The 16,112-nt window shown below is 49.0% G+C and carries 14 protein-coding genes; 12 read left to right on the top strand and 2 right to left on the bottom strand.

Annotation, left to right across the window (positions count from 1 at the left end):
- The first annotated feature begins 5 nt into the window (after nt 1-5).
- Both tgt and yajC read left to right on the top strand, forming a co-directional pair.
- Nucleotides 6-1,145 (top strand): tRNA guanosine(34) transglycosylase Tgt, encoded by a 1,140-nt coding sequence (gene tgt, locus NSS95_RS09580; RefSeq protein ID WP_014097883.1) that lies wholly within the window; start codon nt 6-8, stop codon nt 1,143-1,145.
- 29 nt (nt 1,146-1,174) lie between these two features.
- Entirely contained in the window at nt 1,175-1,510 is a 336-nt protein-coding gene (yajC, locus tag NSS95_RS09575; RefSeq protein WP_014097884.1) for a preprotein translocase subunit YajC, read from the top strand.
- Between the two features lie 30 nt (nt 1,511-1,540).
- On the opposite strand, the gene NSS95_RS09570 is transcribed toward yajC, so the two are convergent.
- The gene (locus NSS95_RS09570; protein ID WP_014097885.1) at nt 1,541-1,936 is read right to left on the bottom strand and encodes a TIGR04086 family membrane protein; all 396 of its coding nucleotides are present in this window, start codon (nt 1,934-1,936) and stop codon (nt 1,541-1,543) included.
- 146 nt (nt 1,937-2,082) lie between these two features.
- On the opposite strand from NSS95_RS09570, the gene NSS95_RS09565 reads away from it, so the two are divergent.
- Complete coding sequence (locus NSS95_RS09565) at nt 2,083-2,736, top strand: DUF421 domain-containing protein (protein ID WP_014097886.1); 654 nt, start codon at nt 2,083-2,085, stop codon at nt 2,734-2,736.
- Nucleotides 2,737-2,769: 33 nt separating this feature from the next.
- On the opposite strand, the gene spoVB is transcribed toward NSS95_RS09565, so the two are convergent.
- Nucleotides 2,770-4,314, bottom strand: coding sequence for a stage V sporulation protein B (spoVB, locus tag NSS95_RS09560; RefSeq protein WP_046720700.1), 1,545 nt, complete (start codon nt 4,312-4,314; stop codon nt 2,770-2,772).
- Between the two features lie 103 nt (nt 4,315-4,417).
- On the opposite strand from spoVB, the gene NSS95_RS09555 reads away from it, so the two are divergent.
- The 9 genes from NSS95_RS09555 (at nt 4,418) to NSS95_RS09515 (ending at nt 16,094) form a co-directional block, all read left to right on the top strand.
- A complete protein-coding gene (locus NSS95_RS09555; RefSeq protein ID WP_017551048.1) occupies nt 4,418-4,738 on the top strand; it encodes a post-transcriptional regulator in 321 nt (106 codons plus the stop codon).
- Nucleotides 4,739-4,883: 145 nt separating this feature from the next.
- Nucleotides 4,884-7,148 (top strand): protein translocase subunit SecDF, encoded by a 2,265-nt coding sequence (gene secDF / locus NSS95_RS09550; RefSeq protein ID WP_035188234.1) that lies wholly within the window; start codon nt 4,884-4,886, stop codon nt 7,146-7,148.
- Between the two features lie 88 nt (nt 7,149-7,236).
- Nucleotides 7,237-9,600 (top strand): single-stranded-DNA-specific exonuclease RecJ, encoded by a 2,364-nt coding sequence (gene recJ / locus NSS95_RS09545; RefSeq protein ID WP_035188232.1) that lies wholly within the window; start codon nt 7,237-7,239, stop codon nt 9,598-9,600.
- A complete protein-coding gene (locus NSS95_RS09540) occupies nt 9,591-10,112 on the top strand; it encodes an adenine phosphoribosyltransferase (RefSeq protein WP_014097892.1) in 522 nt (173 codons plus the stop codon). Before recJ ends, NSS95_RS09540 begins: the two co-directional genes overlap by 10 nt.
- Before the next feature lie 221 nt (nt 10,113-10,333).
- A complete protein-coding gene (locus NSS95_RS09535; RefSeq protein WP_046720701.1) occupies nt 10,334-12,523 on the top strand; it encodes a RelA/SpoT family protein in 2,190 nt (729 codons plus the stop codon).
- Between the two features lie 13 nt (nt 12,524-12,536).
- A complete protein-coding gene (gene dtd / locus NSS95_RS09530) occupies nt 12,537-12,977 on the top strand; it encodes a D-aminoacyl-tRNA deacylase (protein WP_035188226.1) in 441 nt (146 codons plus the stop codon).
- A 182-nt stretch (nt 12,978-13,159) separates the two neighbouring features.
- Nucleotides 13,160-13,600: a MarR family winged helix-turn-helix transcriptional regulator gene (locus NSS95_RS09525; protein WP_035188223.1), complete on the top strand. Its 441-nt coding sequence runs from the start codon at nt 13,160-13,162 to the stop codon at nt 13,598-13,600.
- A gap of 7 nt (nt 13,601-13,607) precedes the next feature.
- Nucleotides 13,608-14,258 carry an efflux RND transporter periplasmic adaptor subunit gene (locus tag NSS95_RS09520; protein ID WP_014097896.1) on the top strand — a complete coding sequence of 217 codons (651 nt, stop codon included), beginning with the start codon at nt 13,608-13,610 and terminating at the stop codon, nt 14,256-14,258.
- Nucleotides 14,259-14,267: 9 nt separating this feature from the next.
- Nucleotides 14,268-16,094, top strand: coding sequence for a DHA2 family efflux MFS transporter permease subunit (locus NSS95_RS09515; protein WP_035188220.1), 1,827 nt, complete (start codon nt 14,268-14,270; stop codon nt 16,092-16,094).
- Nucleotides 16,095-16,112: the final 18 nt, after the last annotated feature.

The raw sequence follows: 16,112 nt of genomic DNA, 5'->3' as shown, positions 1-16,112 counted from the left end.
ATCACTTGGCTGCCATTACTTATGAACTGATCAAAACGGAAAAGCATACGGGCGCCCGCCTTGGAAAACTCCATACGCCGCATGGCACCTATGATACCCCAATGTTCATGCCGGTCGGAACGCTCGCCACGGTGAAGACGATGTCGCCGGAAGAATTAAAAACAATGGGGGCCGGCACCATTTTGAGCAATACATATCATTTGTGGCTGCGCCCCGGGCATGATATTGTTAAAGAAGCAGGCGGGCTGCACAAATTTATGAACTGGGACCAGGCGATCCTGACCGATTCGGGCGGATTCCAGGTCTTCAGCCTGAGCAAGATCCGTGATATTACGGAAGAGGGCGTCCATTTTCGGAACCATTTAAACGGGGACAAGCTGTTTTTGTCGCCGGAAAAATCAATGGAAATCCAGAATGCACTTGGTTCTGATATCATGATGGCATTCGATGAGTGCCCGCCGTACCCTGCTTCTTATGAATATATGAAGCAGTCGGTGGAAAGGACATCGCGCTGGGCGGAACGCTGTCTTCGTGCGCATCGGCGTCCGGATGTGCAAGGATTATTCGGGATCGTACAGGGCGGAGCGTATGAAGATTTGCGGCTTGAAAGCGCAAATGCCCTTGTTTCGCTTGGGTTTCCGGGCTATGCGATCGGCGGCCTGTCCGTTGGCGAGCCGAAGGACGTGATGAACCGGATGCTCGAATTTACAACACCGCTACTTCCGGCGGACAAGCCACGTTATTTGATGGGGGTCGGTTCGCCCGATTCTTTGATTGACGGCGCCATCCGCGGCATTGACATGTTTGACTGTGTGCTGCCAACCCGGATTGCAAGAAACGGCACGGTGATGACATCAGCCGGCCGGCTCGTTGTCAAAAACGCGCAGTACGCCCGCGATTTCCGCCCGCTTGATGAGCATTGCAACTGTTATACATGTCGGCACTATTCACGCGCTTACATCCGGCATTTGATTAAATGTGGCGAAACTTTCGGAATTCGTCTGACCACTTACCATAATTTATATTTTTTGTTAAAATTAATGGAAAATGTAAGGCAGGCGATCCGCGAAGACCGGCTGCTTGATTTCAGGGAAGAATTTTTTGAGCAATACGGATTTAACCGTCCGGATGCAAAAAATTTCTAATACAAGCAACTAAAGAAGGGAGGATTCAGATGGCGTGGGCTCAGTTACTGCCTTTGGTGATTCTGTTTGTCCTGTTTTATTTCCTGCTCATCAGGCCACAGCAAAAGAGGCAGAAAAACATCCAGCAGATGCAGAGCAATCTGGCGAAAGGGGACAAAATTGTCACCATCGGCGGCTTGCATGCAACCGTGGATTCGATTGATGAAAATAAAGTCGTCTTAAGATGCGATAACGGCACGCGGCTGACGTTTGACCGCTCGGCGATCCGTGAAGTAACGGAATCCGTTGCAGCGAAAAAAGCAAAAGTCGAAAGCCAGAAAGCAGACAAAACAGTGGCAGAAAAAAATGCCGGAGAAACGAAATAAAAAAAGCGCCGTGTAATGCGGCGCTTTTTTTCAGGATTCCCGTGACCTTCCTGAGAAGAGGTTGACCCCTAAAATGCCCCCCATTGCGGCGACAACAATATAGCAAGCATGGTAAATGGCTTGTTTCACCGTAAAGAGTTCATCATAACCAAGGTACTGGACGAGAAAAACAATCGCTGTGTAAAGGATCCCCGTCAAACTGCCGAGGAGCCACCCTTTCTTTTTTCCTTTTCCGCCGCCGACGAGCCCCCCGAGAAATAAACTGAAAAAAGAAATCATCGTGACCGCCGTATGCAATGCATGCTCCGTCATATCCGAAAACCGCAGAATCAGTGAAATCACGAGGCTTGATATGGCAAGCAGGACAAAAATGACGCCCAGCCCGTAAACAAGGCCGATACTGTATTTTTGCGCTCCGATTTTCATTCTCCCCCTTTGACAAGCTTTTTCCTCAGTACAAGCATATGCCTGGAAACAGCAAAAAGAACCGGGCAAAAGATTTTTAGATAGTTTTTTCGCAGGCTGCGCATACTAAACATGATTTTGACCTTGACCGAACGGGGGGATTGGCGTTGGAAAATTTATTGATTATTTTTTTTCGGACACTGCTCATGTATGTTGCCATTCTTGTTATTTTCCGGTTAATGGGAAAAAGGGAGATTGGCGAACTGAACGTTTTGGATCTTGTTGTGTTCATCATGATCGGTGAAATGGCGGTCGTCGCCATTGAAAATCACAGTGAGCCCGTTGTAAATACCCTTTTGCCAATGGTTGTCCTGCTCGGCATCCAAATCGCGCTGGCACTTTTCTCGCTCCGCAGCAGCCGGATCCGCAAGCTGATTGACGGCAAGCCGAGCATTCTCATCAATAAAGGAAAAATCGATGAAAAGGAAATGCGCAGGCAACGTTACAATTTTGACGACCTTTTAATGCAGCTCCGTTCAAAAGATATTGACAATATTGCGGATGTGGAATTTGCGATTTTGGAAACTTCCGGGCAGCTGTCAGTGGTGAAAAAAAACAAAAACAAAAACAAACCGGCATCCTATACGGAACCGCTCATTGTCGGAGGGAAGATCCAGCAAAGCAATTTAAAGAAAAGCAACAAAACCGAAGCGTGGCTGCGCAGCGAGCTGCAAAAAAGAGGATACGGGGATATCGCCCGGATTTCGTTTTGCAGTTATCAGGATGGCGCGTTTTATATTGATCTGGATGATGTGCAATAAGCCCGGCCGGAACATGCAGGGCCTATTGCTTTTTTATAACCATTTTTTGAGGATCGGAATATACATGAGATCGGACCGGCGGATCAATTTTGTCATCATAAGCAGCAGCGTATAGACGGCCACGGTCAAACAAATGCCCGCTAGAAGCCGCAGGAAAGATGCGTCGTGCGCCATCATACCGGTGAACCACCAGTGCCCGACCGCGCCGGAAACGACCGAAACGGCCAGAAGCTTGGCCCAGTCGTGAACATACAGGGTAAACTGGATTTTTTTCAAAACGGTTGCAAAATGAAGAAATGTCACAAGCACCATTCCCGCCATGATGCCGATCGCGGCGCCGTTGATCCCGAACTCCGGGCGGGAAGCAAGGACAAAAATGGTGCCCAGTTTCACGACGGCTCCGATGATGCTGTTGATCATCGCCGCTTTTGCCAGATCCATTGCCTGCAGTGCGGCCTGGAGCGGCGCCTGGCATGCCTGGAAAATAAAAAATGGCGCCATGATTTTGATAAACTGTGACCCGTTTGCCGTCCCGTACATCGCCTGCATGAGCGGTTCTGCAAAGACATACAGGATGACAACCGAAATGCCGCCGGTTAAAAGGGAAAAACGCAATGCCTGCTGGAGCCTGTGTTCAACAAGTCTGGCATTTTTCCGGGAATTTGCTTCGCTGATTGCGGGCACAAGGGCGGTTGACAAGGAAACCGTGACAAAAGACGGGAGCATCAACAACGGCATCGCAAAGCCGGTTAAAGAACCGTACTGTTTTGTCGCAAGATGTGAAGCGACACCGGCAAGAGCAAGGCAGTGGGAGACGACAATCGGCTCGAGGAACCAGGAGAGATTGCCGATCAGCCGGCTCCAGACGGTCGGAACCGCCACGCGCATCAGTTCGTAAAACGTGTCTTTCCCCGATTTTACGGCTTTGAAAAAATGTTTGCGGACGCGAATCTGCTTTTTCAGTTTAAACATCGTAAACATATAAAGAAGGGATGACAGTTCTCCCAATATCGATGCAAACATCACCCCTGCTGCCGCATATTCAATCCCGTACGGCAGAAGCAAATTGGCAAAAAATGCGATCAGCATAATCCGCACACTTTGCTCGATGACCTGCGAGACGGCATAAGGCTTCATGTTTTGCTTCCCCTGGAAATAGCCGCGCAATACAGCGGAAACCGCCACAATCGGGATAATCGGCGTGATGGCGGCAAGCGGGTAATAGACGCGCGGATCTGTGAATAAATGATCAGCCAGATACGGCGCGAGTAAAATCAGCCCGGGCGTAAAAATGGCCGATAGCGAAATGGTAACCGTTAGGGAGATGACAAGAATTTTTTTAATTTTCGCCCTGTCCCCGACGGCGTCTGCTTCGGCAATACATTTCGAGATCGCGACCGGCAGTCCGAGCTGGGTTACCGTAATGACGAGCATTAAGGTCGGAAAAGCCATCTGATGGAGCCCGACACCCGTTTCCCCGAGCGACCGGGCAATGACAATCCGGTTGATAAAACCAAGCACCCTTGTTACAAAGCCTGCGGCGAGCAATATAATCGTTCCCCTTAAAAACTTGGACATTCTGTTAACCTGCCTTCTCAAATCCGCAATTTTCCTATACAATGATGTATATGCACGGTAATGGACAAGAATACATCAATGCCTAAGGAAAGGGGCAGAGCGTGTGAAGGACCGCCATCCTTATGAAAAATACTATAAAAAACTTGAACCTGCCGTAAAAAGCAAGGCGGAAGAACTGGCCGTCTTTGGCTACGGCGCGATTGAAGCGAGGGATGTCTGGGAATATTTAATCCGGAAAGTGTGGAAAAATCCGGATCCGGCGCATGTCCGTATGTATGCGCTTGTTTCCGACGTTTTATCGGTTAAGCCCGGCGATTTGATGAGTTTTAAAACCGTGGAAGCTTACCGTTCGCCAAACTGGTTTGCAGAGCTGGACGAAAAGGAGCTGGATGCGCTTTTTAACGGGGACAAGACGGAAGAATAAGCGGGCAAATAAGCAAAAACGGCTGCATGCGGAATAATAAGAAAAATTGACACGCTTTTTGCCCTGCATCATAATAGAAATGATTCACGGGCGCATGTATTTTTTGGCATGTGATATGTTTTGATTCGCTAGGAGGCTGTACATAATGGTGAAAAGGAGCCGCATCGTTGCCTTCTTTCTCATTGTCCTGCTGTTTGCGGGATTAATAGGGGGAACGACGGATAAAATTGTCAAAAAAATTAACCTTGGCCTTGATTTACGGGGCGGGTTTGAAGTGCTTTACAAAGTGGAACCGGCCAAAAAAGGGCAGAAGATCGATAAAGCCGCGCTTGCGGATACGGCTGCCGCATTGGACCGGCGGATCAATGCGCTTGGCGTCAGCGAACCGCAGATCTCGGTCGAAGGCAATAACCGGATCCGCGTCCAGCTTGCCGGCGTGAAAGACCAGAACGAAGCGAGAAAGATGCTTTCGACAACTGCCAATCTGACATTCCGTGACGTCAATGACAAAGTGATGATGGACGGGACAGACCTTGTGCAGGGAAAAGCGAAACAGTCATTTGACCAGAACGGCAAACCGGATGTTGTCCTGCAGTTAAAGAGCCGGAAAAAGTTTGCCGACGTCACGAAAAAAATTCTGGCGATGGCACCGAATAACCAGCTTGTCATCTGGATGGACTTTCAAAAGGGCGATTCCTATAAAAAAGAAGTGGCGAAGAAGAATCCAAAATTTTTGTCCAATCCGAGTGTGAATTCTGTTTTAAACACAGACCAGGTTGAAATTACCGGGAACTTTACGGTAAAAGAAGCGTCCAATCTTGCAGACCTTTTGAATGCAGGAGCGCTTCCGGTGAAGCTGCACGAAATCTATTCGACCTCTGTCGGCGCATCTTTCGGACAGGAAGCGCTGCATGACACGATTCTTGCCGGGATTATCGGCGTTGCAGCCATTTTTCTCTTTATGATCGGCTACTACCGTTTTCCTGGTTTTATCGCATGTATTACGCTGTCCGTTTACATTTTCCTGATTTTGCTCATTTACCGTTTAATGGGCGCGGTTCTGACGCTTCCCGGGATTGCTGCGCTTGTTCTCGGGGTCGGGATGGCGGTCGATGCCAATATTATTACCTACGAGCGGATTAAAGAGGAACTGCGCGTCGGAAAAAGCGTGAAATCCGCATTCCGGGCAGGGAACAAGTCATCGTTCGTGGCCATTTTTGATTCCAACTTAACGACGATTCTTGCGGCGGTCATCCTCTTTTATTTCGGGACAAGCTCGATCAGAGGCTTTGCAACAACTTTGATTATCAGTATTCTGCTCAGCTTCCTGACGGCGGTTTACGGCTCGAGATGGCTGCTCGGCCTCTGGGTGAACAGCAATTTCCTGAAAAAGCGGCCGCACTGGTTCGGCGTGAAAAAATCGGCGATCCACAATATTGCTGAAAACATTGATACGCATGATTTGAAAACGAAATTTGACTGGTACGACTTTGTCAAGCACCGCAACATTTTCTTTACGATTTCAGCTGTGCTGATCATTGGCGGGTTTATTCTCCTGTCTATTTTCAAATTGAATCTGAGCATTGATTTTTCGAGCGGGACGCGCATTGAAGTCAGTTCAAATCAAGCACTCAGCCAGCAGGAGATTCAGCGCGACCTTGACCATCTGCATTTGAAATCAGAAGATATTGTGATGCAGGGGACCAACCGGCATCATGCCGTGATCCGGGTGAAAGGCTCGTTCAGCGATAAAGAGAAGAGCACGCAAATCAACCAGTATTTTACAGAAAAATACGGGAAGAGCCCGAGCATCAGCTCCGTTTCGCCGACAGTCGGGAAAGAGTTGGCCTTAAGCGCCGTGTATTCTTTGCTGTTGGCGGCAGTCTGCATCATTATTTACGTGGCCTTCCGGTTTGAATGGAGAATGGGGGTTGCCTCCATCGTCGCACTCTTCCATGACGCCTTTTTCATGATCGCCTTTTTCAGCATCACAAGGCTTGAGGTCGATGTCACATTCATTGCGGCGGTCCTGACGATTGTCGGTTATTCCATCAACGACTCGATTGTCACATTCGACCGGATCCGCGACAATTTAAACCGGCGGCGGAAAATTAAAACCGCGAAGGAAATTCATGATATTGTCAACGCCGGGATCCGCCAGACACTGGCCCGGTCGGTCAATACCGTTTTGACCGTGCTGATGACGTCCGTGGCCCTGGCCATTTTCGGCAGTGAATCGATCCGCAATTTCTCGATCGCGCTGATTGTCGGGTTGATTACCGGAACATACTCGTCTATTTTCATTGCCGCACAAATCTGGTTTGTACTGAAAAAACGGCAGCTGAAAAAACATGGCGCCATCGTCATTCAAAAAGCGCGGCGTACCCGCGCGGATGAACCGCAAGTATAAGAAAAATGCAGGCGAAATGCCTGCATTTTTTGTAATGACAGTTTTCCGCCGAAACGTTATAATAAAGTATTGTGAAAGAGGTGGAGATATGCTGCAGTCAAGAACAAGATGGCGGGTGCCGGAAATGGAACCAAAAGCAGCCGCAACGATCTCGCAACAATTGAACGTTTCGCCACTTGTTTCAAAATTGCTTGTAAACCGCGGCATAACGGATGTTGAAGAAGCGCGGTCTTTTTTATTCCATGAAGGGCTAGCGTATTATGATCCGTTTTTGCTGCATGATATGGAAAAAGCAGCGGCCCGCATCCGCGAAGCGATTAAAAAAGAAGAACCGGTTCTCGTCTTCGGCGATTACGATGCGGACGGCGTAACGAGTACTGCCATCATGATGGCCGCTTTAAACGATCTTGGCGCCCATGCTGAATTTTATATCCCGGACCGGTTTAAAGAAGGGTATGGGCCAAATGAAGCGGCTTTCCGCCGGGCGGCTGAAGAGGGTTTTCAGCTAATCATTACCGTTGATACCGGTATTGCCGCTGTCCACGAAGCGGAAGTGGCCCGCGAACTCGGGATCACGCTCATTATTACGGACCATCACGAACCTGGGCCGGTATTGCCGGAAGCCTTTGCCATCGTCCATCCGAAGCATCCGGAAAGTACATACCCGTTCCGGGAACTGTCGGGCGCAGGCGTCGCTTTTAAAGTCGCCCATGCGCTGTACGGCAAAGTGCCGGAACAGCTTGAAGATTTGGCCGCTATCGGGACGGTCGCGGATCTTGTGCCGCTTCTGGACGAAAACCGGCTGATTGCCATAAACGGCATCAAACGGTTGAGAACGACAAAGCGGGCGGGGCTTGTGGCGCTGTGCCGGTGTGCGGATATCCGCCAGGAAGAGATCAATGAAGAAACCATCGGCTTTGTGCTCGCCCCCCGCTTAAATGCAGCCGGGCGCCTGCAGCATGCGGCACCGGCAGCGGAACTGCTAATGACCGAAGACACAGAAGAAGCCGGGATGCTCGCTGAAACGATTGACGGGCTCAATAAAGAACGGCAAAAAATCGTAAACGACATGACAAATGAAGCAATCGAACTGGTGGAAGAAGAAGTGGAAAAGGGGGCGCGTGTCCTTGTTGTCGGGAAAGAAGGCTGGAATGCCGGCGTAATCGGCATTGCCGCCTCGCGCCTTACAGAACGCTTTTACCGGCCTGCGATTGTGCTCAGCTTTGACCCGGAAACAGGGCTGGCAAAAGGATCGGCGCGCAGCATTGACGGCTTCCATATGTTTAACGAATTATCGAAATGCAGGGATATTTTGCCGCATTTTGGCGGGCATCCGATGGCGGCGGGGATGACGCTTTCTTTATCCGATGTGGAGGAACTGCGGCGCCGGCTGAACGAACAGGCCGCGGCATTGCCGGACGAGATGTTTGTGCCGGTTACGAACATCAGCGCTGAAATTTCCATAGAAGAAGCGGGGATGGAAGCGATCCGCGAAATGGCATTGCTCTCGCCGTTTGGCACGGCGAATCCGAAGCCGCTTCTGTTGCTGGACGGGGCCGAATGCCCGCAAATCCGGGCGATCGGCGCAGACGGGAAACATTTGAAATTGACGCTTTCTAAAAACGGCACAACGCTCGATGGGATCGGCTTCGGGCTCGGGCATCTTGCCCCGCATATTTCCCCTTCTGCCTGCATATCGGTTGTCGGGGAGCTGTCCATCAACGAATGGAACAATATCCGTAAGCCGCAAATGATGGTGAAGGATATCAAAATCACAAACTGGCAATTGTTTGATTTCAGGGGCAACAGGCCTTTAAAGCAATGGGCACGGTACGTCCCGGAAGAAGACCAGGCTTTTGTTGTCTTCCAAAAAGAAACATTGCGGAACCTGCCGCTGCCGGATTTTTCCGTCCGCCTTGTGTCGGTTGCGACAATGGAAGAGGCAAGGGCATTTGATCCTTCAAATAAAAACATTGTGTTTCTGGATCTTCCGAAAGGCCCGCGGATGATGGCGGCACTGCTTGAGGGCGGTTCGCCGGCCAGGATTTATGCGTATTTTTACCATGCCGGGAACCACTTTTTCAGCACGTTCCCGACACGCGAACATTTTAAATGGTTTTACGCTTTTCTTGCAAAAAGGAAAACGTTCAACCTAAAGCAGCACGGGGATGAGCTGGCGGCTTATCGCGGCTGGTCGAGAAATACCATCGATTTTATTTCGCAGGTGTTTTTTGAACTTGATTTTGTTACAATAAAGGATGGATTTATTTCCCTGAAAGCAGCCAAACAAAAACGCGATTTAAAGGAATCTCTTACGTATCAAAAAAAACTGGCACAATATCAAATGGAAAAGGACCTGCTGTACTCATCTTTCCAGGAGCTGAAGATGTGGTTTGACCAAATGATCAAGCCTGCTGTACAGTATGAGGAGGAAACAGCAAAATGGATTTAAAACAATATATTGCACTCGTCCCGGACTGGCCTAAAAAAGGCGTGATGTTTAAGGATGTGACGCCTTTGATGAATAACGGGGATGCGTTTAAATATGCGACGGACCAGATCGTCCAGTATGCGAAAGACAAACAGATTGATCTCGTGGTCGGCCCTGAGGCGCGCGGCTTTATTATCGGCTGCCCGGTCGCATACGAACTTGGCGTCGGCTTTGCCCCGGTCCGCAAAGAAGGCAAACTGCCGCGGGAAACGATCCGTGCGGAATATGATCTCGAATACGGAAAAGCGGTGCTCACGATCCATAAAGATGCGATCAGGCCGGGCCAGCGCGTTTTGGTTACGGACGATCTTTTGGCAACAGGCGGCACGATGGAAGCAACCGTCCGGCTCGTTGAAGAACTGGGCGGGGTTGTAGCCGGCCTTGCTTTTTTAATTGAATTGAATTATTTGCACGGCCGCGATAAACTGAAGGGCTATGATATCCTCACCCTGATGGAATACGAGAATGAATAAATTGTAAGGAAATCGGCAAAATTGTCGGTTTCTTTATTTATCCTTCATCCGGATGAAATGACGGGCCGGTTTTGTCCGTACTGGGAAAAACCGGCTGTTTTCGCCAAATTTCTTCCATTCTGTGTCATTTACTTTACAATCTTCTTTTTTTTCATGATAATAATGTCAATATGATATTGCAATCATCAATTCATATATTCCAGTTTAAAGGTGATTTTTTTATGGCGAATGACCGAATAATGACCGCCGAGGACGTCATTGACAGGACAAAACAATATTTAAACGACGAACATGTTGAAATGGTGCGGCATGCCTGTGCGTTCGCCAGTAAAGCGCATGAAGGCCAGAAGCGCAAATCGGGGGAGCCGTATATCATTCACCCGATTCAGGTTGCCGGGATACTGGCGGATTTGGAGATGGATCCTTCAACGGTTGCAGCAGGTTTTCTGCATGACGTTGTGGAAGATACAGATGTGACACTTGACGAGCTTCGTGAAGAATTTAACGATGAAGTGGCGATGCTTGTTGACGGGGTGACGAAACTCGGGAAAATTAAGTATAAATCGCATGAAGAGCAGCAGGCGGAAAACCACCGGAAAATGTTTGTCGCGATGGCGCAGGATATCCGCGTCATTTTGATCAAACTCGCGGACCGGCTGCACAATATGCGTACATTGAAACATCTTCCCCCCGAAAAGCAGCGGCGGATCGCGAATGAAACGCTCGAAATTTTTGCGCCGCTCGCCCACCGCCTCGGCATTTCCGCCATCAAATGGGAGCTTGAGGACACCTCGCTCCGTTATTTAAATCCCCAGCAATATTACCGGATTGTGAATTTGATGAAGCGGAAGCGCGCCGAGCGTGAACAGTACCTGCAAAATGTCATTGAAGAAGTGAAGGAACGGCTTGCGGATATCCATATCAAATCGGAAATTTCTGGCAGACCGAAGCATATTTACTCGATTTACCGGAAAATGGTCCAGCAGCATAAGCAATTTAACGAAATTTATGACTTGCTTGCCGTAAGGATTATTGTCAAAAGCATCAAAGACTGCTATGCCGTGCTCGGTGTCATCCATACATGCTGGAAACCGATGCCGGGCCGGTTTAAAGACTATATTGCGATGCCAAAGCCGAACATGTACCAGTCGCTCCATACGACGGTGATCGGGCCAAAAGGCGAACCGCTTGAAGTGCAGATCCGGACGTTTGAAATGCACCGCATTGCCGAATACGGGGTTGCTGCACACTGGGCATATAAAGAAGGCAAAACGGTCAATGAGAAAACGTCTTTTGAGAAAAAATTGTCATGGTTCCGCGAAATTCTCGAATTTCAAAATGACACCAATAATGCGGAAGAATTCATGGAATCACTGAAAATCGACCTGTTTTCCGATATGGTGTTTGTCTTTACGCCAAAGGGGGACGTCATTGAACTGCCGTCCGGGTCCGTCCCGATTGATTTTGCCTACCGGATCCACTCGGAAATCGGCAACAAGACAATCGGCGCGAAAGTCAACGGCAAAATGGTGACGCTCGATTACCAGTTAAAAACTGGCGATATTGTCGAAATTCTCACTTCAAAACACTCATACGGGCCGAGCCTCGACTGGGTGAACCTTGCCCAGACATCTCAGGCGAAAAACAAAATCCGCCAGTTTTTCAAACGCCAGCGGAAAGAAGAAAATATTGAAAAAGGCCGCGAAATGGTGGAAAAAGAAATCCGGGCGATGGAATTCGGCGTAAAAGAAGTGATGACCGCCGACAATATCAAACGAGTTGCCGAAAAATTTAATTTTGCCAATGAAGACGACATGTACGCTGCTGTCGGGTACAACGGGATTACCGCAAGCCAAATCGCCAACCGGCTGACAGAAAAATGGCGGAAGCAGCGGGACTCCGAAGAAGCGATTAAGGAGATTGTCTCCGAGCAGAAACCGGCCGCAAAGCACCGGAAAAAGGATGCAGGCGTAACCGTGAAGGGCGTCGACAATTTGCTGATCCGCCTTTCGAAATGTTGCAATCCAGTGCCGGGTGATGAAATTGTCGGTTTTATCACAAAAGGCAGAGGCGTTTCCGTCCACCGCGCTGACTGTCCAAACGTGCAGAACGAAGAGGCGCAAAGCCGGCTCATTCCGGTCGAATGGGAGACGGATGCGGCCGACCGGAAAGAGTATAATGTCGACATTGAGATTACCGGATACGACCGCCGCGGCCTGCTCAATGAAGTTCTGCAGGTGGTCAATGAAACGAAAACGAATATTTCGGCCGTCAGCGGGCGCAGTGACCGCAACAAAATGGCCACGATTATCATGTCAATTTCCATTCAGAACATTAGCCATTTGCACCGAGTCGTGGAAAGAATTAAACATATTCCGGATATTTATTCAGTCAGAAGGATCATGAGTTAAAGGAGTCAGAAAAATGCGGGTTGTTTTGCAGCGCAGTAAGGAAGCGTGCGTCACTGTTGGCGGGGAAGTGGCAGGAAGCATTACAAAAGGCTTTGTCCTCCTCGTCGGCGTAACGCACGAAGATACCGAAAAAGATGTAGTCTATCTCGCCGAAAAAATCGTCCATCTCCGTGTGTTTGAAGATGAACAGGGAAAAATGAATTTGTCGCTTTTGGATACCGGAGGGGAAATCTTGTCGGTTTCCCAGTTTACTTTGTACGGCGATTGCCGGAAAGGGCGGCGCCCGAATTTTATGGCGGCGGCAAAGCCCGGACAGGCAGAACAGCTTTACCATCTGTTTAATCAGAAGCTGGAAGAAAAGGGTGTCCATGTCGAAACCGGCAGATTCGGGGAGATGATGGATGTCCGGCTGACAAATGACGGGCCGGTTACGCTCATTTTGGAAAGCAAATAAACAGCCAAAACCCCGAAAAAACCGGGGTTTTTTCTTTTCACAAAATAAAAACGTTTCCAAAAAAGTTTTAGTGTAATATAGTTGACAATTGTACTTTGGATATGCAAAGATAGATAGCGTTAATAATTCGGATGCGAATTATTTCGTAAAGAATCATTTAAGGGTTAAAGGAAGGGGGATACATGGAGAACGGTTCATATGAATTGTTAAAATCGCTTTTCAGGCTGAATAAAGCCATTTTACGTTTGGCCGAAAAAGAGGCGGAACAGCATGGCTTGACCGCGATGCAAATGTTTGCGCTAAAAGCCATCGCGCTTCATCCCAATATGCGATTAAATGAGCTGGCGGAAAGCCTCTATTTAACGAACAGCACAGTCAGCGGCATTGTTGACCGGCTTGTCCAGCAGGAATTTGTCAACAGGGTATCATCCAAGGATGACCGGAGAGCCGTTGTCCTCTGTCTGACCGAAAAGGGGAAAAGCAGGCTCAAAGCGTTTATGGGCGGCAATACAGTACTGAAACAAAAAATGTACCTGATTACAGAACGTTACGGAGCGGAGTTGGAAAATCTGTTAAGGCTCCACAACGAAATGCTGGAAATTTTAACATCTGAGGAGGAGTAAACTTTTTATGAGCGCAAGACGGATGATTTTGATCAATATTATTATTCTTGTTATTCTCGTTGGCGGCGGTTTTACCGGATATTATTTTTACAACCGCTCGGTCAGCTATGTCACAACCGATAACGCCTATATTGACGGCCAGTCGGTCACCATCGCTTCTCCTGCAACCGGCAAACTCGTTTCATGGGACGGTAAGGAAGGCAAGGCATTTACCAAAGGGGATAAAGTCGGTACCGTTGAAGTACAAAACGGCGCCAATACGGTGAAAATGGATATTAAAGCGCCGGCAGACGGCACGATCGTGAAAAATTCCGCGGTTGCGAATACGTATGTGGCAGCCGGTACAACACTTGCACAAAGCTATGATTTGGACGACTTGTATGTCACTGCTGAAGTAAAAGAAACAGATCTTAATGACGTGAAAACCGGCCAGGACGTTGACGTGTACGTGGATGCCTATCCGAACACCAAACTGACAGGAACCGTCGATTCAATCGGAAAAGCGGCTGCCAGCACGTTCTCCCTTATGCCGACAGACAGAAGCTCAGGCAATTATACGAAAGAAACACAGGTCATTCCTGTTAAAGTCAAACTTGACAGCTATGGCGGGCTGGACCTGGTTCCGGGCATGAACGTGACTGTGCGCATTCATAAGTAGGTGAATCCGATGGGAAAATTTATCGCAGGTTATGTTCTTTTATCGATCATTGTCCTTCTTATCCTGAATCTCATATTAAGGAACAGGGGAAGGAAGAAAAAGATGGAAAGCCCGCTTCTTGACAAGCGGGCGCCGGAAATGGAAACAATGCCTGCGCCGCCTGAAAAAGCGGAAACGCAGGTGCCGGCAAAAACAGATGAAGGATTGGCGGCAGAGCCTGAAAAAATGGAAACGCGCCGCGCTCGTACGGACGACGAAAAACGCCCGGCAGAAGCACCCGGGCGAGCTGCTGTTCCCCCGGAAGTGGAGGAAGAACACGGCAGGGGGAAAATTGTTTTTGCGATGATGCTCGGGGCATTTGTGGCGATTTTGAACCAAACGCTTTTGAATGTCGCCATTCCGCATATTATGAACGACTTGAATGTGACGGCGAATACGGTGCAATGGCTGTCAACCGGATATATGCTTGTAAACGGGATTCTTGTTCCGGTTACGGCATTTATGATCAGTAAATGGGGCACGCGGAAAATGCTGATTACAGCCGTTTCCCTCTTTACGGCCGGATCGGTTTTGTGTGCCATTTCGACAAACTTCTCGATTCTGATGCTCGGGCGCATTGTCCAGGCTTCCGGTGCCGGGATCATCATGCCGTTGATGATGACGGTGTTCTTAACCATCTTCCCGCCTGAAAAACGCGGCAGCGCGATGGGGATGATGGGGGTTGCCATGATTTTCGCCCCTGCGATCGGCCCGACATTGTCAGGGTGGCTGGTCGGCCATTACGACTGGCATATTCTGTTCTGGATTGTCATTCCGTTCGGCGTGATTGATATTTTTGTCACTTTGGCATGGATGAAAGATGTCATGAAAACGACAAACCCGAAAATCGATATTCCGGGTATTATCTTCTCCACGCTCGGTTTCGGCTTTTTGCTGTACGGATTCAGTGAAGCCGGGAATGACGGCTGGAGCAGCAAACAGGTTGTCATTTCCCTGATCATTGCCGTTATCTCGCTTGTTTTGTTCGTATGGCGGGAATTAACGACGGAAAAACCGATGCTTGATTTGCGTGTATTCAAATATGATATCTTTGCTTTAACGACGATTGTCAGCATGGTGGTGAATATGGCGATGTTTGCCGGGATGATTTTGCTGCCGATTTATTTGCAAAACATCCGCGGGTTTACTGCGCTTGATTCCGGTTTGCTGATGCTGCCGGGGGCGATCGTCATGGGGATTATGTCGCCGATATCCGGCTGGCTGTTTGACAAGTTGGGGGCAAGACCGCTCGCTGTCTTCGGCTTGATTATCACCGTCTGGACAACTTACGAATTTACGAAGCTGTCGATGACGACCTCCTACGGCCACTTGTTATTCTTGTATGTTTTGCGCAGCTTCGGGATGTCTTTCATTATGATGACGATCATGACCGAAGGGATGAACCAGCTGCCGATTCATATGACCAGCCACGGGACGGCTGCGGCCAACACCGCCCGTACGGTTGCCGGAAGTCTCGGAACGGCATTTCTCGTAACCGTCATGTCCACCCGTGCCGATTTCCATACGGCAAACTACGTCAATGCCTTTGCAAATATCAACCCGTATGTGTCTGCTAAAATCGCGGCCATCGGGCAGGGCCTGGCCCATGCTTCCGGGCTGCCTTCTCAGTACGGGCAAGTGCTCGGCTCCTCTATTGTGTATCAAAAATCGGTTGTGAATGCGACGATCAGCGGCATAAACGATGCCTTTTTCGTCGCGACCGGGATCGCAGCGTTTGCGTTAATTTTGTCGTTCTTTATCAAACGCGCAATGCCGCAGCCAAATATTAAGAAATAAAAAAATGCCGGGGATGCC

This window comes from Weizmannia sp. FSL K6-3076 (genome assembly GCF_038007245.1).
Taxonomy (GTDB): Bacteria; Bacillota; Bacilli; order Bacillales; family Bacillaceae_C; genus Weizmannia; species Weizmannia faecalis.
The sequence above is the reverse complement of the archived record's forward strand: the minus strand, read 5'-3'. Positions and strand labels throughout refer to the sequence as shown.

Coding starts and splice junctions, on each gene's coding strand:
- NSS95_RS09570 (WP_014097885.1), bottom strand. CDS start 1,936: ATGAAAATCGGAGCGCAAAAATACAGTATCGGCCTTGTTTACGGGCTG.
- recJ (WP_035188232.1), top strand. CDS start 7,237: ATGCTGCAGTCAAGAACAAGATGGCGGGTGCCGGAAATGGAACCAAAA.
- NSS95_RS09515 (WP_035188220.1), top strand. CDS start 14,268: ATGGGAAAATTTATCGCAGGTTATGTTCTTTTATCGATCATTGTCCTT.
- yajC (WP_014097884.1), top strand. CDS start 1,175: ATGGCGTGGGCTCAGTTACTGCCTTTGGTGATTCTGTTTGTCCTGTTT.
- dtd (WP_035188226.1), top strand. CDS start 12,537: ATGCGGGTTGTTTTGCAGCGCAGTAAGGAAGCGTGCGTCACTGTTGGC.
- NSS95_RS09520 (WP_014097896.1), top strand. CDS start 13,608: ATGAGCGCAAGACGGATGATTTTGATCAATATTATTATTCTTGTTATT.
- NSS95_RS09525 (WP_035188223.1), top strand. CDS start 13,160: ATGGAGAACGGTTCATATGAATTGTTAAAATCGCTTTTCAGGCTGAAT.
- secDF (WP_035188234.1), top strand. CDS start 4,884: ATGGTGAAAAGGAGCCGCATCGTTGCCTTCTTTCTCATTGTCCTGCTG.
- NSS95_RS09535 (WP_046720701.1), top strand. CDS start 10,334: ATGGCGAATGACCGAATAATGACCGCCGAGGACGTCATTGACAGGACA.
- spoVB (WP_046720700.1), bottom strand. CDS start 4,314: ATGTCCAAGTTTTTAAGGGGAACGATTATATTGCTCGCCGCAGGCTTT.
- NSS95_RS09540 (WP_014097892.1), top strand. CDS start 9,591: ATGGATTTAAAACAATATATTGCACTCGTCCCGGACTGGCCTAAAAAA.